Origin of the sequence: Vibrio floridensis (genome assembly GCF_021852965.1) — a bacterium.
Taxonomy (GTDB): Bacteria; Pseudomonadota; Gammaproteobacteria; order Enterobacterales; family Vibrionaceae; genus Vibrio; species Vibrio floridensis.
This window is the reverse complement of the sequence record NZ_JAKGCY010000003.1, coordinates 244,628-263,516: the sequence shown is the minus strand read 5'-3', so window position 1 is coordinate 263,516 and position 18,889 is coordinate 244,628. Positions and strand designations below refer to the sequence as shown.

The 18,889-nt window shown below is 49.9% G+C and carries 13 protein-coding genes; 4 read left to right on the top strand and 9 right to left on the bottom strand.

Annotated features, from left to right (window positions below; genetic code table 11):
- Complete coding sequence (locus LZU85_RS07495) at positions 1–906, top strand: LysR family transcriptional regulator (protein WP_080538674.1); 906 nt, start codon at positions 1–3, stop codon at positions 904–906.
- Here LZU85_RS07495 and LZU85_RS07490 read toward each other — a convergent pair.
- From LZU85_RS07490 to ebgR, 9 genes are all read right to left on the bottom strand, one after another.
- Positions 903–2,294 carry an O-antigen ligase family protein gene (locus LZU85_RS07490; protein ID WP_237286809.1) on the bottom strand — a complete coding sequence of 464 codons (1,392 nt, stop codon included), beginning with the start codon at positions 2,292–2,294 and terminating at the stop codon, positions 903–905. The two genes, LZU85_RS07495 and LZU85_RS07490, sit on opposite strands and share 4 nt — an antisense overlap.
- A gap of 142 nt (positions 2,295–2,436) precedes the next feature.
- Positions 2,437–4,812 carry an alpha-glucosidase gene (gene ygjK / locus LZU85_RS07485; RefSeq protein WP_237286808.1) on the bottom strand — a complete coding sequence of 792 codons (2,376 nt, stop codon included), beginning with the start codon at positions 4,810–4,812 and terminating at the stop codon, positions 2,437–2,439.
- 15 nt (positions 4,813–4,827) lie between these two features.
- A complete protein-coding gene (gene ygjJ / locus LZU85_RS07480; RefSeq protein ID WP_206628991.1) occupies positions 4,828–5,883 on the bottom strand; it encodes a protein YgjJ in 1,056 nt (351 codons plus the stop codon).
- Positions 5,884–6,239: 356 nt separating this feature from the next.
- On the bottom strand, positions 6,240–7,664 hold the full coding sequence (locus LZU85_RS07475) for an amino acid permease (RefSeq protein ID WP_237286807.1): 1,425 nt from the start codon (positions 7,662–7,664) through the stop codon (positions 6,240–6,242).
- 160 nt (positions 7,665–7,824) lie between these two features.
- Positions 7,825–9,258, bottom strand: coding sequence for an amino acid permease (locus LZU85_RS07470; RefSeq protein ID WP_011079676.1), 1,434 nt, complete (start codon positions 9,256–9,258; stop codon positions 7,825–7,827).
- A 107-nt stretch (positions 9,259–9,365) separates the two neighbouring features.
- Complete coding sequence (locus LZU85_RS07465) at positions 9,366–9,818, bottom strand: beta-galactosidase subunit beta (protein ID WP_039447065.1); 453 nt, start codon at positions 9,816–9,818, stop codon at positions 9,366–9,368.
- Positions 9,819–9,821: 3 nt separating this feature from the next.
- Complete coding sequence (ebgA, locus tag LZU85_RS07460; RefSeq protein WP_237286806.1) at positions 9,822–12,920, bottom strand: beta-galactosidase subunit alpha; 3,099 nt, start codon at positions 12,918–12,920, stop codon at positions 9,822–9,824.
- A gap of 346 nt (positions 12,921–13,266) precedes the next feature.
- Positions 13,267–14,142 carry an SGNH/GDSL hydrolase family protein gene (locus LZU85_RS07455; protein WP_237286805.1) on the bottom strand — a complete coding sequence of 292 codons (876 nt, stop codon included), beginning with the start codon at positions 14,140–14,142 and terminating at the stop codon, positions 13,267–13,269.
- A complete protein-coding gene (gene ebgR / locus LZU85_RS07450; protein WP_237286804.1) occupies positions 14,139–15,137 on the bottom strand; it encodes a transcriptional regulator EbgR in 999 nt (332 codons plus the stop codon). Before ebgR ends, LZU85_RS07455 begins: the two co-directional genes overlap by 4 nt.
- 306 nt (positions 15,138–15,443) lie before the next feature.
- On the opposite strand from ebgR, the gene galE reads away from it, so the two are divergent.
- The 3 genes from galE to galK all read left to right on the top strand — a co-directional run bounded on the left by galE (position 15,444) and on the right by galK (position 18,888).
- Positions 15,444–16,463 carry a UDP-glucose 4-epimerase GalE gene (gene galE, locus LZU85_RS07445; protein ID WP_237286803.1) on the top strand — a complete coding sequence of 340 codons (1,020 nt, stop codon included), beginning with the start codon at positions 15,444–15,446 and terminating at the stop codon, positions 16,461–16,463.
- 102 nt (positions 16,464–16,565) lie between these two features.
- Entirely contained in the window at positions 16,566–17,618 is a 1,053-nt protein-coding gene (locus LZU85_RS07440) for a UDP-glucose--hexose-1-phosphate uridylyltransferase (protein ID WP_130252690.1), read from the top strand.
- Between the two features lie 109 nt (positions 17,619–17,727).
- Positions 17,728–18,888 (top strand): galactokinase, encoded by a 1,161-nt coding sequence (galK, locus tag LZU85_RS07435; RefSeq protein WP_080536584.1) that lies wholly within the window; start codon positions 17,728–17,730, stop codon positions 18,886–18,888.
- Position 18,889 lies beyond the last annotated feature (1 nt).

Genomic DNA, 18,889 nt, shown 5'->3' with positions numbered 1-18,889 from the left:
GTGGACGAGATTAATTGGAAGAACATCGACCTCAATTTGCTGGTGGTGTTCTCTTACCTATACCGTTATCGCAGTGTCAGCGTGGCGGCGGAAAAAAGCTTCGTCAGCCAATCGGCGATGAGCCACAGTCTTAATCGTCTGCGCGGTTTGTTTGATGATGTGCTGTTTGTCCGTAAGGGCCACAAGATGGAGCCCAGTGAGCGAGCGCATCAGGTTGCGCCACAAATTCACCAGCTGCTCAGCGTGATTTCGGGTGAGTTGTTGGCAAAGCCGCCTTTTTCACCTCAGGCGTTTGACGGTGTGTGCCGCATTGGGATGACGGACTATGCCGAGTTTATTTTCGCCCCTAAGCTGTATGATGCGATTCGCCAGCAAGCCCCTAAAGCGCAGGTCAGCTTTATCAACGTCAATCGCAATAACTACGTCAGTTTGATTGAACAGGAAAAGTTGGATGTGGTGATCGGCTCGATGCCAGTACTGGAAGAGCCATTTGAGGCGCAGCGCTTATACACCGAAAAGCACGTGTGTTTGTGCGATCCCCAGCAAGTGGATGTGACGCGGATGGGCATCGAACAGTTTGCCGCTATTGAGCAGGCGTTAGTGAGCCCAGATGGTCAGCTCTCCACTCAAGTGGATAAGCTACTTGCCAGCGAAGGTTTAAGCCGTCGAGTGACGGTAGCCTCGCGCAACTTTCTTACCATCCGCAGCCTGTTGTCTCATCGCGCTTTGATTGCCATCGTGCCGGAGAGAATGGCGCTGGCACAAGGCTTTGATGATCGTCTAACCTCGTTTGAACCGCCGATTGAGGTGGCGGATTTTGATATCTCGTTGGTGTGGCATAGCACCACTGGCAACAGCGAAAAGGGCATGTGGTTACGTGAGGTGATTCGCCAGCAAATCTATTAAGGTTGCCAAGGTTTCGCTAAGCAGTTATACCCCAACCAGAATTGCGTTTTGATGTTCACCTCGCTGCGGTAAACCGGATAATTGTCCAATCGCTCTAAGGTGCGATAACCGGCCGACACACTACAACCGATAGCGACAATCAGTATCACGCCGTGCCCCCACAATCGGCCAGGTTTGTTGGCTTGTAATGGTAATGAAACAGACGCAAGCGAGCAACGTGACCAAAACAGTGCGCAGGCGACAACCGCCATCAGTTGACTTAAAGGTGAATCGAGCACTCCAGACACCAAGCTGTACGCGATGCCGCTGAGCAGGCTGACGCCAAGCAGCGTAGTGCGTAACGAACGCTGCCTGATGGTGAGGCGCAACAGTGAGGCGATCAACGCGAGGTAACACAGAGCGGCCACCACGCCCCAATGCACCAACACGTTGAGAAGAGAGCTGTGCGGTCTACCAAACTGAGCGTCTTCACAGACAAACGCATCCCCACCCAATCCGGTAAAGGTGAAGATTTGCCAAGAGTGTCGCCACAGCGCTAAACGTCCGGAGTTCTCGGTTCGTATGTGTAGCCACTCAGTTGGTCCACCAAAAATCATGCTGGGAAGTGGGGAAAGCAGTGCGAGTTTCACCAATGCGCCAGCCACAGCGCTTTGCCACAACAGTTTCCACCAAATAGAGCGCAGATCTCTGGCGCAAAGCATCAGCAGCGTGAATCCACCCAGTATGGCCACCAGTGGCCCTCGTGCATCGGTTGAAAAACAAATGGCAAAATCGATCGCGAGGATCGCTCTTGGCACCACGCCACGTTTGCCGCGTTTCATCGCTATCGCGGCAAGATAAACGACAGGGAAGATGAGCCAAATATGGATTTGGTTGAGAAAACGCGGGTTAGCAAAGCCAAACAGAGTGAAGTTGTTGACGTTCAACTGGTGCACAATGCGGATCCAAAACGCCAATGCAATGCTCAAAAACAGAAACACACTGAGCCAAAGAGAGTATTCAAACCATCGGGCTTGCCGCTGTTTCACTACATCACGCAGTACAAACAGCATCAAAACCAATCCTGCCAAATAAAACCATTGCAAAACAGCGGCCAGTGGATAGCGAGCAAGCCACGTGGCCAGTAAGCTCGAAGCAATAAAAAGGCTCAGTAAACCTCGGTGGAGGAGCGTGAGTGAGCACCAATGATCGATGATGCGCTGCCGTTGTTGAGTAGAAAACAGCACGATAAGCGTGGTGATCTGCAACAGAAACAACACAAACAGGCGTTTACTGTCGTAAAGTGGCAGCAGATCGTTGCGATCGAGAAACGGATTAAAACTAAACGCCACCAATCCTAACAGGAGCAGTGTCAATAAGGCACGCGTGTAAAATGGCGAAGATGGCATCACTCCATAGAGCCCTTTAAAACGATCAGCGATATTTAGAGTCTAGTCTTAGTGACTGGTTTTGCTTGGTTTTTTATAAAAAATGCCCTTGGCTTGGCAGCCAAGGGCATTGTCGCTGGTTGGTTTTAGCTGGCAGTAATACTTATTCAGCAGTAAAGAAATCGTTGTACAGCATGTATAAGTGCGCCGCACTCCAAGAGAAGTTTGGCGCGCCTTGCTGCTCACCCGTGAGCGGGTTGTAGTTCTCACGAATTGGGCCATCTTGCACTAAGCCGTCAGCATGGTTGAAGAAGGCGCTGGCCATCGCCACCGCATCTTGGCGATAGCCGTATCGCTCCATGCCTTTTAAGCCAAAGTAGAATTGATCGACCCAAACGCGTCCACGCCAGTAAATATCGGGGCCAAATGCCGGGCTAGACAGCGCCGCCGTACCTAATGGCACATAGCTGTTGAACTCTTGCGGATCTTTCATCACTTTCACCACCGCATCGGCGTGCGCTTGGGTTGCAGCGCCATTAAAGAGGGGTGACCAACCTTCCGGCCCTTTGCCACGCTCAACAATCGGTTTGCCTGCACAGCCGTTAGCCAGTGGTTGGTCTTCAATGCGAATGTCGTAAAAGAATCCCGTGCTCTCGTCAAACATACAAGTGTTGATGTAGTCAGCAAGCTTGTCTGCTTTGGCGCGAAACGTTTTTGCTTGCTCTGGTTTGCCAAGAAGATCGGCCATTTCCGCCAGATATTGGTTGTCACTGTACATGTAACTGGCTTGGTCTACCGATTCTTGCAGTAGCGAGTAACCCAGTAAGGTGCCATCTTCCGCGCGGTTTTGCGCAAATTCCACATCCCAATCGCTGCGCTTGCCGCCTTTGGCAACGTAAGCATCAAGCTGTTCTTTATCGATAAAGCCAAATACTGCTGCATCATCGCGGCCAGATTCCCAAGAAGCGGCAGTTTGTGCCGGGCTTTCGATGTAATCGTAATTACCTTCTGCCATCACTTTTGTCAGCGCTTTCTGGCCTACGACCGTTTCATGCTCTTCGCCGCGAACCACGGTAAAGTACATTTCACCTTCTGGTGTGTTGTGCGCTTTGTCTACCGCTGCACCGTATTCAGGAACGCCGTTGCCGTTGTTATCACGGTTACGCAGCCACCAGTCATGATAAGCAACCAGCTTGGGGTACATTTCCTCAAGCCACGCTTTATCGTTTGTGGTTTTGTACACTTCCATTACCGCCCATGCGGCTAGGCTTGGCTTAGTATTACGTTCGTTCCAGTTGCCACCATCGCCGCCACGTTCTGGGCTTAAGTTGTAGGCCAATAGATCCGGCACATAGCCTTCATCCCAAGGGCGAACAGGATCGTCTGCTTGAATTTGATAAGCGAACATTGCGCGAATGTTGTCTTTCGCGACATCTGGGTTGAAGTGCGCCATCGCATAAGCTTGCTTCCATGTGTCCCAAGGCCAAGTTTGGTTGCCGGAGAACCAACGTGCGGTCACCGATGGCGTCACCGAGTCAAACTTCATCGCCCCAGCAACGCCGCGCCAGTTGCCGTTCAATGTTTCCATTGCTTTCACCGCCACGCGTTCTTGCTCTGATGTGGCGTGAGGATTGGTTAAACCTTGGGTGAGATAGCCTTCCCAACGCTGCTCAGAAGCCGAAAGGTACGCTTGTGGATTGGCTAAAATATCTTGAATCTTCGCTTGTTCCGCTTGATTTTCTTTGGCCGTCAGCACATGGGAGTAGGTGGTGTAAATCTTGGTAGAAGCGTTGATTTTCGCCGTCGAAGTAAATTGGTGGCCATTTACTTGAGTGTTCATCTTTACGGACTTGTGGATTTGGTACTCAGACTCACCAGAGGTCAGCAGATCCCAGGTTGAGCGCACTTTGCCAAATGTTACCTTTAAGCCGTCATCCGTCGCGATGATAGTGCGGTTGTAATCTGGGTATTGCTCGTCGATGGTTTTATCGGATTGCGATTTGCCCTCTTTGGCGTGGTATTTTTCAAGCAGTTGCCCATCCCATACGAGCTTAACAGGGGTGTCTGTCGTAATGCTGGTTTCCAACAGAGATGTGCGGTCAGAAGCAAAGCGCAGTGTCATCTCCACAATGACATCATCGGAGATTAGCTTTTGCACCAATGCGCCCGGTAAGCTGTACGCTTCCATTTTGAAGGCGACTTTTTGGTCATCTTTGTACACGCTTAAGCGATCAAAGTTATTGGCCATAAAGTTGATGTATTCTTCCGTCAACAGCGCTGTGCCGGGGAAGCCACCCATGCCTTCTGCATTGTCAGGCAATAGGTGGCCGTGCCATGCGCCCATATCAAAAAATGGATTAAAGCGTTGGTGATCATCAAAGTCGTAATCACGCATGTATTCTGGAGAGCCTGTACGGTCAATCACATTCTGAAATTCGCTCGCTTGCAATGGAGTTTCAGAATGTGTGACGATCTGACACCCAGATAGTGTCACCGTTGAACCAACGGCTAAAGCAATTAGAGTTTTACGTAAAGTCATGTGTGGCTCCTCGGTTTACCAGTAGAAATATTGCATTGCGAAAACTTGAGCATCGCCAGTCACGTTGTCATCACCGACAGCGAAGCGGCTATCAAATGCGGTTGCCCACTTACCATTGCCATATTCCCACCACACACCAGCGTTGATGTAAGAAGTGATTTCGTCTTCAGCGGTGTCTGATTCAAAGTTGGCGTAGTTATAGGCCGCTGATAGATAGACGCCCGGAGCAGCTTCATACCATGCACTGGTCATAAAGCCTGATTCACTGCCATTAGAAACTTGATTGCCTTTATCGGAGTCGTGCCATACACGAGCGGCAACGTTTTTGTATTCCACGCCAAGAAGGAACAGTTCACCACCGTCGTTGTTACGAACTTCGGCGCCACCCATAAGCGTTAAGTGCTCTGTGATATCGTATTGGATGTAACCATTGATCATGGCGTTCTTATCGTTCCATTGATCAGCAAATCGGTCGTATTTGCCAAAGTTGACCCAAGAATCATCTTCCGAAAAATCCGACTCAGGAGCGGCAGAAATGCTGTAGCGGAAATTACCTTCAAGGTTTTGGATTTTTGCGCCTAAGAACAGGTCTCGAGTATTGGAGATTGCGTAGCCATATTCAACCGTTGCATCGCCCCACCATTGAACGTCATCCAGAGAAGAGTCAATACGGCCAATCATAAATTCGGTGTTGCCATCGGTGCGATAGCCTGCGTAGACACGGTTAAAACCACCTTCGAAGCCTCCCCAACCATGGCCTGTCGCCCAAGCATTGCCATCGTCATCGGCTTGAACAGTCCAACCTTCCATATAGGCAAGAGCGAACCAGTTACCGTATTGGACAGCGAGGCCACCTTCGATGTAAGTGCCGTCTGCGTAGCGGCCTTTATTTTCACCTTCTAACGCGACATGGCCACCAACGCCTAGTTCGCCGTAGAAGTCGAAGATGACTTCTGCGTCAGATTGAGGAGGTTGAGTAGGGCTATGATTCGCTTGATTTTCAGATGCATGGGCGTTGACAGCAGCAAGAATCAATCCGGACAAAATAGTTTTAGTAAAACAAGTCTTCATTTTAATCACTTCTTAATTGAGTAGAATTTATCGTTTGCTAACCTGGCTGAATTTTTGTGGGGGTGCTCTAAAGGCTTAATGGGCAGCTCGTGTGCAAACTAGGGCTGATGTTATCTTTCTATCCAGAAATAACTAAATAAAAAGTCGTTAAAATGTGACGTCGATTTAGTAAAGTTTTACTTTGGGTTTGTTTAAATTGTTAGCGTGTATAGGAAGGTTTTCAATCATAGATTTATTAGGTAATTGAACAGGATTAACTGAATTTGTCGGAGCAGTAGACCCTAGTCATCCTTTTCTACTTGTTTTTAGTAAAAAAAGAGCATCTCGAGGATGCTCCTTAGTGTGATATGTCAGGTTTATGCTTGAGTAATAGGATTGGAAGTTTGCTCTTTAAGCGTCTGCTTCTTCTCAAAGCGAGAGATCCACCACCAAGCGAGGCCAGAGAACACCGCGGTCATAAAGACGTTGATAAAGAAGGCTCTGACTAAGTCAACCCCGGTTGGGAAGGCCGATGCCGTCATGCTGACAACAAAGATGGCAATCAGCACGGATACGATGCTCATCCCCACTTTGCGCGAACCCATGCGGAAATCTCGTGGGGTATCGTCGAACTTCAAGCGGAAGACAAAGTACGCCACCATGATGAAAATGGGTGGAAGCATCGCCGTTCCTGCGGTGAGGTTGATCGCTTGATTCATCATGTCTTGCACCGATTCCGAACCAAAGCCATTCACCACCAGCATCACAAATACAAAGGCAAACTGCCACCACGCCGCACGGACAGGAACTCCGTGTTCGTTCAGCTCAGTGGTTTTCTCGCCGTACACGCCTTTTGGAATTTCAGAGAAGTGAATTTTCACCGGAGCGGCGGTCCACATCATCATTGAGCCAAACATCGCAATGAACAAAATGATGCCAACGAAACGGCCAACCAAAGTTGGCGAGATGCCAAAGTAATTCGCCATGCCAGTGAAAATTTCCACCATGCCGCCAGCGTAAGTGAGGTCTTCACGCGCAACAAACACGTTGACCAAGAGCGAGCCGATGGCGTACATCGCACCGATTACTACACCGGCGATGATGATCACTTTGATAAAGGATTTATGGCCGCCTTTGACGTCGTTAAGGTAAGCGGCGGCGGTTTCTGCACCCCCAGCAGCTTGGAAAATCCAACACATGATGCCAAGGGTTGCCCAGTTGATGGTTGGGGTCATCGTTTGTAACGTGATGGGTTCGGCGGGTGTGTGGTCACCACCAAGGGCCATCAGCGCGCCCAATACATAAATGGCAAACAAAGCAAACACGCCATAAGCAACCATTTCAGAGATCTTACCCAGCCAACTCGCGCCTTTGGTAGAGATGTGAGTGGCGAAGGCAAACAACACAATCGAGATGAGTGACGTCACCATGGGTGAGAAGCTGTATTCGTAACCCAACATGGCGTAAGACGCATAGGCAATGACGTTAGGCAGTAAGGAAACAAACCAGAACAGGTTCACAAACCAGTAGAGAAACGAGCCCAAATAAGCGGCTTTGCTGCCCAAAGGCTTTTTCAACCAGTCATACATGCCGGATTCTGAATTCTTATTGGCGGAAACAAATTCGGCAATAATGAACACGAATGGAATGAAATAGACCACGGTTGCTAAGAGAAAAATGGGGGCGGAGCTGAGCCCCAGTTCGATGTTGTTATTGACGATATTGCGCACGTTGAAAACCGCGGCAAAGGTCATTGACAGCAAGGCAAATTTGCCTATGGTGCCACGCAGTGATTCAGACATAGTTCCTCCCGTATCCGTCTGCAGTAAAACAAAAAAATGGATCAGTGAATGAAAATAATCTGCCAGCCATTAGAGTTGTTATGGGGGCGGGCAGGGTGAAGGGCAGAGTGTTTTTCTCTGCCCAAGTTTTCGGTCATCAACCAGACTGGTTGAGTGTCATTTATGGAAGGACGGCGCTTGGGCTGGCCTCTTTCGCGCGTTCTTCACTGTTGAGTGACTTTTCGTACTGGCTGTATTTCCACCAAGCAAAGCCAAGGAAAATCACAATGCCGCCAACGTTGTAGAAGATGATGGTCATGATGTCGGCCCCGGTTGGGAAGGTGGATGCCAAGAATCCAACCGTGAAGATGCCAATCAGAATCGAGACTGCGACAATCCCCGTCATACGAGAACCCATTTTGAAATCGCGCTCGAGATGGTCGAGCTTGAGACGCAGATTCAGATACGCCAGCATGATGAACAGCGGTGGCAGCATTGAGGCAGCGGCGGTCATGTTGATCACGGTGTTCATCAGATCTTGCGCGGTGTCTGAGCCCAATGTTGGGATCACCATGAGCGGTAGAACGATGGCGTATTGAATCCAAGCGGCACGCGCTGGCACGCCGTTTTCATTCAGTTCCACCGTTTTCTTACCAAAGATGCCTTCTGGAATCTCAGAGAAGAAGATCTTCACTGGGGTTGCGGTCCACATCAGTAGCGAGCCAAACATCGCGGTGAACGAAACCAAACCGACAAAGCGATTCATCATAATTTCAGGTAAGCCAAAGTAGCTCGCTAACCCTTCAAACACTTGCACGGAGCCGCCAGTGAATTTCAGCTCGCTGCTGGAAACAAACACGTTAATCAACACGGAAGCAACCGAGTAAAGCACACCGATGAAGATGCCAGCCACGATGATCACTTTGACGAACGATTTTGAGCCGCCTTTTACATCGTTGACGTAGACCGCGACCGATTCCGCGCCGCCGGCAGCCATGAAGATCCACGTGGTAATGCCGAGGAAGGCCCAGCTAAATTCTGGCACCATCGCTTCCACTGTGATTGGGTCTGCCGGTTGCACGCCACCTAGCAGAGCAGCGCCGGAGAGCAAGATGTAAGAGAGCGTTAGGAGCAGCATCAGTGAAGAGGTTACTGAAGTGATGGGACCCAACATTTTCGCACCATTGGTGGAGACGTAAGTGGCAAAAGCGAACAACAGCATGCTCAATGCGGTGGTGGCAAACGGGGTAAGAATGTACTCGTAGCCTAAAAACGCGTAAGACGCATAGGCGATGACGCGCGGCAGCAACGAGGTAAAGAAAAACAGGTTAACAAACCAGTAGGTGTAAGCGGAGATGAAAGCCCAACGGCCGCCCAATGAACTTTTCACCCAAGCGTAAACTCCCGCTTCGGAGTTTTTATTGAGCGAAACGAATTCCGCGATGATCAAACAGAAAGGGATGAAGTAAAAAATGGTCGCTAAGAAGAACATCGGTGCTGACGCCAGCCCGATCTCGATGTTGTTGTTAATGACGTTATTGAAGCTAAACACAGCGGCAAATGTCAGGGACAAGAGGCCGAATTTACCTATGGTGTTCCGTTTAGTATCAGACATGTTTTTTCTCCGAAGAGGCACGTTATTTTGTAGGGTGGAGCGACAGTTCATGCTGTCGCTCTCGTCTTTATTTATCTTTATTGCTCTATTTTCTGCCGTGGCAGTGTTTATTTATTGAGGAAATAGCCATCCTCTATCGTCACTTTCAGCACCACCTTTTTCACCGCTTGGTTGCCGCAAAAACGGTAGGCTTTGTCGTTTTCAAAAATGGCCACTTGACCTTGTTGTAGTTGGCGCGTTTCTCCTTGGCCTTGCAGTTGCTCGCGATCGGTTTCATCGCGATAAGGGGTCACGGTCTCGAGTTCGGATTTGGCGGCAAACTCTACGGTTTCGCCGCCTTCGAGGTAGTAATGCACATCAAAGTAACGACGGTTTCCGGTAAAGGTTTCACAGCTTTGAGAGCTGCCTTCCACCAGCATATAAACCAAGGAATCACCAATCGAATGCATCACCCCCGGTTTGATATGGTTGAGGTTATTAATCGCCTCCACGCAGCGGTTCCATTTACGACCGTTGCGATATACCTGTTTGAATTGCTCTAAGCTGTCTAACACGATCATGGGTTACGCCTCGTTAACGATTTTGGTATCGGTTGAAGTGAAAAATGCGTTGTCGAAATCATGGTTTGCCATGACTTGCGCGCTGCAATCGCCTGCTTGCAATGGCATCAGAGTGAGGCCGTAGCGGAACGCATCCATATACACGCGGTAAGAGTCGAGCACTTCACTGCCCCAAGAGTTTGAACCCAAGCCCATTACTTGATGGTCAAGGTTAAGGGTGATGTAGCCACTCTTTTCTAGCTCAATCGTATGTTGTGCTTGATGCAGGTTTTGGTTGGTGTAGAACCACGCACTGAAGTTGATTTCTTGCTGAGGTTTCACCAATAACCCTGTGCCATGACGGTTGGTGAGCGATGCCCAACGCACGTGCTGGCGGTTGCCGTTGTTTTGCGGGAACGGGTAGTTCTCGAACATGTCCGCCACGTTGGTGTGGTAAACATCAATGAGGTTAGCTTGGCGGCTGTCTTGATAGTTCTCTTCAGGGCCGCGACCGTAGTAACTCACTTGGTCAAAGCGACCGTTAATGCCTAAATCCAAACCAATGACCGGAATCACGTGAGGGTAGTCGCCATAGCGCTCGCCACTCAGTTCCACGTTCAAATGGCCTTGCTCGTTGATTTGGTAGCGATAGGTACAACGCATGCCAAAATCAAACACGGGTGGTGCCACAATGCTGGTGGTGGTGATCAGAATGGCATCGTCGCTCGCATCCACGCTCAGCGTACGGAAGTGCTCTTGCATGATTTGCAGATGCGCAGGGTGCCACAACCCTTCGTATTCTTGTTTGTGGTTATCAATCATTGGCTTAAAGAAGTTCAATCTTGGCTCTGATTGAATCAATTCTTCACCATTCACACGCCAGGAGGTCAGTTTGCCGTTTACTTTCGAGAAAATGAGCGTGAAGTTATGACCTGTGATCACGTGCTCTAGGCGGCTTTCTTCAAGCACCAATGGTTGAACATTGTGGTTGACTAACGCAGGCAACGTGGCGGTGTTTTCTTTCAGTTGGAACTGGTACACCGCGATGTCGTGGTTGGCCTCGCTATACAAGGTACGGCTGTCTTTACGTACCGTAAAGTTAATGAAGGCTTCGCGCTCATCCAATTCTGGCAAGTCGATGCTCACTTCACGAGCGCTGTTGGCGGCCAGTGCTTCGACTTTAAACGGCACGCTACGCAAGGTGTCGCCTTCGGCGCGAATTTCAGCGGTGATGGTGTAGTCATCGAGATTGGTGAACCACAGTTTGTTCTCAACGATGAAGCGGTCATGGCAACCCTCAACGGCGCGGATTTTCACCGGCGCAATCACTTGCTTGTATTCTTTCAGGCCTGGGCCTGGGGTTTGATCTGGGTAAATCAGACCATCCATACAGAAGTTGTAGTTGTTTGGGTAATCGCCGTAATCGCCGCCGTATTTGTAGAACTCTTGACCGTGTTCATCACGCGCTAGAATGCCGTGATCACACCACTCCCACACGTAGTGACCTTGAATGTGGTCATGCGCGTAAAACACGTTTTGGTATTCGGTGAGACCACCCGGCCCGTTACCCATCGCGTGGGCGTATTCGCAGATGATGCGTGGTTTCTCGTGTGGGTGTTCGCCAAAGTAATTCATCAGTTGTGCACGCGAGTACATAGTGGAAATCACATCCACCACTTCGGCATCGCGGTCTTCTTCGTAGTGCACCAAACGGGTGTCATCAAGGGCTTTGGTTGCGGCGTACATGGCGCGGATATTACAACCGTAGCCAGACTCATTGCCGAGTGACCACATGATGATCGATGGGTGGTTTTTCTGTGCGTGCACATGGCGCACTGCGCGATCAACAAACACCGCTTCCCATGCTGGATCGTTGGTGATGCGGCTGAGGTCGCCAACGTTGGCAAAGCCGTGGGTTTCCACATCGGTTTCTGCCATCACAAACAGGCCGTAAATATCACACAGCTCGTAGAAGCGTGGGTCGTTCGGGTAGTGCGCGGTGCGAACTGAGTTGATGTTGTGCTGCTTCATCAACATCAGATCTTTTTCCACGCGGTCCATGCCTACTGCACGACCTTTTAGGTGGTCGTTGTCATGACGGTTGACCCCATGCAGCATCACGTATTGGTTGTTGATGTAGAACAGGCCGTCACGCACTTTGATGTCACGGAAACCCACGCGTTGTGGGATCACTTCCACGACCTTGCCTTGGTGATCTTTTAAGGTAATGAACAAGTGGTAAAGGTAAGGGTTTTCTGCTGTCCAATGCGTTGGGTTCACCATATCAATGGCGAAGCTGGCTGAATGGCGGTTTTGGATAGTCAGTGAATCGCATTGACCGCTGGCTACGACAGTGCCTTTGTCATGCAGCGCGTATTCCAGCGTGTAGTCAGACGCGATAGCGGTAGAAAGATTTTCCAATTCGACCTGAGCGCTGAGCGTCGCACTTTGGTAATCGTCGGCGAAATCAGTACGAACAGTCAGATCTTGGACGTGAACCGGCTCTTTGCCGACAAGGTAAACATCACGGAAGATCCCCGCCGTCCACCACATGTCTTGGTCTTCAATGTAAGTCGAATCGGCCCATTGCATCACACGCACAGAGAGCAAGTTTTCACCTGGTTGTGCGTGGGCAGAAATGTCGAACTCCGCAGTAAGACGGCTGCCTTTACTAAAGCCGACATAGTGGCCGTTGACGTACACCTCGAAGTAGGTTTCCACGCCATCGAACTTGATGATGGTTTGTTTGTCGTCCCATTGAGGGCCCAAAGTGAAAGTGCGTTGATAAGCGCCCGTTGGGTTGTCGGTGGGAACAAAAGGCACGTCAATTGGGAATGGGAAACCTTCGTCGGTGTATTGAAGATCGCCGTGGCCTTCCATTTGCCACATGTTGGGTACGGTAATGTGCCCCCAATCGCTCATGGTTTGTGAGTAAAACTCATCAGGCACCAGCATTGGGTTGCTGAAGTAATGAAATTGCCACTGACCACTTAGCAGCATAAAGCGGCTGCTCAACTCACGCTGAAAGGTTTGAGCTTGTTGAACGGTATCATAGGAGAAGAAGTACGCACGCGGCGCCATTCTGTTCTCATGTAAATGGAGGAAGTTTTCCCAGTTGTTCACGTTTTTTCTCCCCTCGGCGACTTCGATCAAAGGATCCGCCGACGTTCTGTTAAATAGAGATTTGGATATTTGGGAAATATATTAGTAAAACTTTTACTAAATAAAATTGGTGAAAACGTTTTACTTTAACCTGATCACGAATTCTACGTGGGGAAGAGTGAAAGGTGTGATCCGAGTTAAAGAATAATGTTTAACCAGATTGAGCGGCTTTTGCGTGGTTGATAGGGGGGGAGGTGAAGAGGAAAAACAGCAGTGAATGAGATAGGATTTGAACTTTAGCTATTGAAAAATAGAGATAAAAAGAAAGCACGCTCAGCGTGCTTTGGATAAAAATGGTGTCACTGCTTTATGCCGCAGCGAAATGAGCATCCAGCATTGGCGTGAGCACAGAAAGCCATTGCGTGTAAGCGTGCGAGTTGAGGTGTAAGTCATCGCAACTGCAATCAAGAGGCAGTGTCTGCTCTGGGCAGAGTGTGGCGTTGAGATCGATAAAACGCAGTGATTGCGCCTGACATATTTGCCCTAATTGACGATTTAACTCGCTGACCAGTGGGTTCAATGATGACATTCGCTCGCCCACATACAGCGTGGACTGCACCCACACTTCAATGCCCTGTTCTTGCCAAATGGCCAGTATTCGACGGTAATTTTCCACGACTTGCTGTACCGAGTAGCCCTGCGCTAAATCGTTAATCCCCGCCATGATGCACACCAGTTTCGGCTGACACACCAACGTGGTGTCAATGCGTTCAAGCATGCCTGCGGTGGTGTCCCCCGCGAGCCCGCGATTCGCGACTTGAAAACCAGAAAAAGCATCGTGCCAAGGGCCCCACTCGGTGATGGAATCGCCGTACATCACCAGCTCCACCGGTTTACTAAACGCTTTGTGGTTATCTTTGGTTAAAATAAAACGACTCATGCGGTGGGCCCTTTGGTTAAAGTCGAGCGTTTCAACTAAGTGGTCAAACTGCTCTGGTGTCACGGTGTGACCCTTTTGCTCATCGGTGAGACTTCGTTCTATGGTCAGACTGAGCGCTTTGGTCAGAGATTCAATTTCCGTGACGTAGGGAGATAAGCGTGTAGTCAGCCCATGTTGTTTGCGTAACTGGTAAAGCTCCGCCAGCAGAGCATAAAAGCGCTTATCTGGGTTGGAGTAATAGAGTTTATGCAGATCAAGACAGGCGTTTTCTTCCAGCTCTTTAAGCAGTTGCTCGTGGTTCATGTTTGGCTCCTCTCCTGCGTCGTTCCTCTTAGCTTGAGCTTGCTTGGCACATACACTTTAAGCGGCAGTGCTCGGCCATCACGCGCTTTTTCCACCAATAAGTTAACGCCTTGAATGCCCATCATTTCTGAGTGAATTCTCACCGTCGAGAGAGGAGGGAAAGTGAATCTGGCATTGGGAATGTCGTTGACACTGATCAGTGAAACGTCGCGAGGAATGTTGAGCCCATGTTCGAGCAAAGCACGCAGCACGCCAATCGCGATGGAATCGGAAGCGATAAACAGCGCCTTCGGATAGTTGCCCTTTTCCAACATCGCTTGCGCCAGTTTGTAACCAGAAGCGCTAGAAAAATCACCGCGATAAATGTCTGACTCGTTGACCACGCCTTTGAGTTGCCCATACTCGGCAAACGCCATTTCGCGAATGTCGGCTTGGCCGGGTTCGTCTTGACCGCCAATAAAACCAATGCGATCAAAACCTTGGCTGATAAAGAAATCGGTTACTTCTTTACTGATTTTTACCAGATCAATATCCACGCTGTCGAAGTCGCCGTTGTCATCGCTAAAATCGAGATAGCAGATGTTGTCGGTCATCTTGCTGGCGCGCAACATCGCGGCAGGCGTGGTTTTGCCAACCATAAGGACACCGGTGATCTTTTTTACGTCGGGGTCGATTTTGCTGTCGTAGCAGTTGGTTAAATCGATGCCGAGTTTTTCACACTGGGTTTCAATGCCATGGCGAATGGAGAGATAGTAAGGATCATTAATCTCAGCTTCTGGCTTGTAGTTGTACAATGCTAGGAAATGATGTGCCGGCACGGCGGCAACACTGTTCTTTTTCGCGCTGCTGGTGCGGTATTCCAATTTCTCCGCAATTTCTAAGATGCGGTGTTTGGTCTCTTCTTTGACACTCAGAGTCGGGTCTTCATTGAGCACTCGCGACACCGTGGCCAGGGAAACGCCCGCTTCCGTGGCAATATCTTTTAACGTAGCCATTTTTCTTCCTGTTGGCACAGCGCACTGTGCTGAGTGAATTCATCTGTTCTCTATTGTAATCAAGAGGCTGCGTGATGCATCCGTTTTTTTAGTAAAAATCGAGCCGTGAGTGTTTTTATGATACTGGCACACTCGCTGTGTGGTGGAATGTCTTTCACTAAATCTCAGTGTAAAAAGGATTGTTTATTAAAATTAGTGAAAACGTTTACACTTTGCGAATTGGATCACGGAACCCGATCCAACATGCTTGGTAAGCTTTTAAGTAAGCAAAGCCATTGAGCAAATTTGAGATCAGGAGAGGCAAGGGTGAACGTTTTAGTGACAGGTGGCATGGGTTACATCGGTAGCCATACATGTGTGCAGATGATGGCGGCCGGTATGGAACCGATCATTGTCGACAACTTATGCAATGCGAAGGTGGACGTGTTAAGTCGTATTGAAGCGCTCACGGGTAAGCAACCAACCTTCTACCAAGGTGACATTCGTGATGAAGCCTTTTTAGACTCCGTGTTCGCCAAGCATGATATTCAAGCGGTGATCCACTTTGCTGGCCTCAAAGCGGTTGGCGAATCGGTGGCAAAACCACTCGAGTACTACGACAACAACGTCAATGGCTCTTTGGTACTGGCGCGCTGCATGCGCAAAGCTGGGGTGAAAAGCATTGTCTTTAGTTCATCGGCAACGGTTTACGGTGACCCACAAGTGGTACCGATCACCGAAGATTCGCCCACGGGCGCAACCACCAACCCATACGGGCGCAGTAAATACATGGTGGAGCAGTGTTTAAGTGATTTGTTCCACGCAGAAACTGACTGGAGCATCACCTTATTGCGTTACTTCAACCCGGTTGGCGCGCACCCATCGGGCAGCATGGGGGAAGACCCACAAGGCATTCCCAACAACTTGATGCCGTTTATCGCCCAAGTGGCCGTTGGTCGCCGTGAAAAACTCTCGGTATTTGGCGACGACTATCCAACCCCCGACGGCACTGGCGTGCGCGATTACATCCATGTGATGGATCTGGCCGACGGCCACATCGCCGCATTGAAATCGGTGGGGAAAACCTCGGGTTTGCACATTTACAACTTAGGTACAGGCAAAGGCTCTAGCGTGCTTGAGATGGTGGAGGCGTTCGCGGCCGCTTGCGGTAAACCGGTGCCTTACGAGTTATGCCCGCGTCGTCCGGGTGACATTGCCGAATGCTGGGCAAGCACAGAAAAAGCCGAGCGTGAACTTGGCTGGAAGGCAACACGCTCGGTGGCGGAAATGACTGCCGATACGTGGAACTGGCAGTCAAATAACCCTAATGGCTATTCCCCTGCGTAATGGCTATTCCCCTGCGTAATGGCAGCCACCGCGTTGTCATCTGTGCTTCTCACGGTGTTGGGAAGCTGAGTTTGAAGATTTTTGAAGAGTTGAGTAAGTCATATGTCGAATGTTGAGTTTAACCCTGTGGATCACCCACACCGTCGTTTTAATCCACTCACGGGGCAGTGGGTTTTGGTTTCGCCTCATCGTGCAAAACGCCCTTGGAGCGGTGCCGATGAAAAACCGGCCATTGATGAACTGCCAAGTTATGATGAAAAGTGTTTCTTGTGTCCGACCAACGAACGCGTCTCTGGCGATGTTAATCCAGATTACCAAGGCACTTACGTGTTTAAGAACGATTTTGCTGCTTTGATGGTGGACTCACCGGATGCGCCGGAGTCAGACAACCCGCTCTTCAAAACCCAAGGTGTGCGCGGTTTGAGTCGAGTGATTTGCTTCTCTCCAGATCACAGCAAAACCTTACCTGAGCTACCAGTGGAAAAAATCCGCGGCGTGATTGAGACCTGGAACGAACAAATTGAAGAGCTCGGCAAAGAGTACGTTTGGGTTCAAGCATTCGAGAACAAAGGCGAAACCATGGGCTGTTCTCAGCCGCACCCACATGGTCAAATCTGGGCGAACAGCTTCTTACCCAATGAAATTGAGCGCAAAGAGCACAACCTAAAAGCGTATTACCAAGAACACGGCAGCAACTTGCTGGTGGATTACGTGCAAGCAGAACTCAAAGATGGCTCGCGCATCGTGGTGGAAACCGAGCACTGGTTGGCCGTCGTGCCTTACTGGGCGGCGTGGCCATTCGAAACCATGCTGCTGCCGAAAACGCACATTCGCCGTATGAGTGAACTTAGCGATGAGCAACGAGATGATTTAGCGCGAGCGATCAAGAAGCTGACCAGCCGTTACGACAACTTATTCCAGTGCTCATTTCCATACTCAATGGGCTGGCACTACGCGCCGTTTTTTGACCAAGGCACCGACATCGACCATTGGCAACTTCATGCACTTTTCTATCCGCCACTCCTGCGCAGTGCGACGATTCGCAAGTTTATGGTCGGTTACGAAATGCTGGCAGAAAGCCAACGCGATCTCACCGCAGAGCAGGCGGCACAGCGTCTGCGTGATGTGAGTGATGTCCACTACAAAGAATGCTAAGTCTTTAAATTGGACTGATTACGAATAACGGGATAGCGCGATTTTACAGATAGAAGTTAGGCTCAACGCGCTATCCCACAGCAAATTACTATTTTAAGAGAACGTCCCTATGTCTGAACTTATCCAAAATGTGAAAACCGCTTTTGAACAAGTGCTGGGTTACGCGCCAAGCCACATCATTCAAGCGCCTGGTCGTGTCAACCTGATTGGTGAGCACACCGACTACAACGATGGTTTTGTGTTGCCATGTGCCATTAACTACCAAACCGTGGTGGCAGCAGCAAAGCGTGAAGACAATATCGTGCGTGTGGTTTCAGTCGATTACGGCAACGCAGTGGACGAGTTCGATATCACGCAAGCCATTACTTTCCAGCAAGACAAAATGTGGGCGAACTACATTCGCGGCGTGGTGAAGTGCCTTCTTGCACGCGGTTACTCGTTCACAGGAGCGGATATTTCAGTCAGCGGCAACGTGCCTCAAGGTGCGGGTTTGAGCTCATCGGCGGCGTTGGAAGTGGTGATTGGCCAGACGTTCAAAGTGCTGTTCAATCTTGAGATCAGCCAAGCGGAAATCGCGTTAAACGGTCAGCAAGCCGAGAACGAGTTCGTCGGTTGTAACTGCGGCATCATGGACCAAATGATTTCAGCGGAAGGACGTGAAAATCACGCGATGCTATTGGATTGCCGTAGCTTAGAAACGGAATCGGTTTCGATGCCAGAAGAGATGGCTGTCGTGATCATCAACTCGAATAAAAAGCGTGGTTTGGTCGACAGTGAATACAACACTCGTCGTCAGCAATGTGAAGAAGCGGCGCGCATTTTCGGTGTGAAAGCGCTGCGCGATGTGACGATTGAGCAGTTCAACGAGAAAGTTGCTGAGCTGGATGAAATGGTGGCAAAACGTGCCCGTCACGTCATCACAGAAAACGATCGTACAGTGGAAGCGGCGCAAGCGCTGCGAGCACATGACATGAAGCGTATGGGCGAGCTGATGGCTGAGTCTCATGCCTCAATGCGCGATGATTTCGAAATCACGGTAAAAGAGATCGATACGCTGGTGGAGATCGTCAAAGAGGTGATTGGCGACCAAGGCGGTGTGCGCATGACTGGCGGTGGCTTTGGTGGCTGTATCGTGGCACTTGTACCACCAGCGCTGGTTGATGACGTGAAAGCCACCGTTGCAGCGAAATACCAAGCGGCCACAGGCTTAAAAGAATCCATCTACGTGTGCCAAGCCAAAGATGGCGCGGGTTTGGTTGAAGTGCTGTAGG

Coding starts and splice junctions, on each gene's coding strand:
- LZU85_RS07490 (WP_237286809.1), bottom strand. CDS start 2,294: ATGCCATCTTCGCCATTTTACACGCGTGCCTTATTGACACTGCTCCTG.
- ygjK (WP_237286808.1), bottom strand. CDS start 4,812: ATGACTTTACGTAAAACTCTAATTGCTTTAGCCGTTGGTTCAACGGTG.
- ygjJ (WP_206628991.1), bottom strand. CDS start 5,883: ATGAAGACTTGTTTTACTAAAACTATTTTGTCCGGATTGATTCTTGCT.
- LZU85_RS07475 (WP_237286807.1), bottom strand. CDS start 7,664: ATGTCTGAATCACTGCGTGGCACCATAGGCAAATTTGCCTTGCTGTCA.
- LZU85_RS07470 (WP_011079676.1), bottom strand. CDS start 9,258: ATGTCTGATACTAAACGGAACACCATAGGTAAATTCGGCCTCTTGTCC.
- LZU85_RS07465 (WP_039447065.1), bottom strand. CDS start 9,818: ATGATCGTGTTAGACAGCTTAGAGCAATTCAAACAGGTATATCGCAAC.
- LZU85_RS07455 (WP_237286805.1), bottom strand. CDS start 14,142: ATGAACCACGAGCAACTGCTTAAAGAGCTGGAAGAAAACGCCTGTCTT.
- ebgR (WP_237286804.1), bottom strand. CDS start 15,137: ATGGCTACGTTAAAAGATATTGCCACGGAAGCGGGCGTTTCCCTGGCC.
- LZU85_RS07440 (WP_130252690.1), top strand. CDS start 16,566: ATGTCGAATGTTGAGTTTAACCCTGTGGATCACCCACACCGTCGTTTT.
- galK (WP_080536584.1), top strand. CDS start 17,728: ATGTCTGAACTTATCCAAAATGTGAAAACCGCTTTTGAACAAGTGCTG.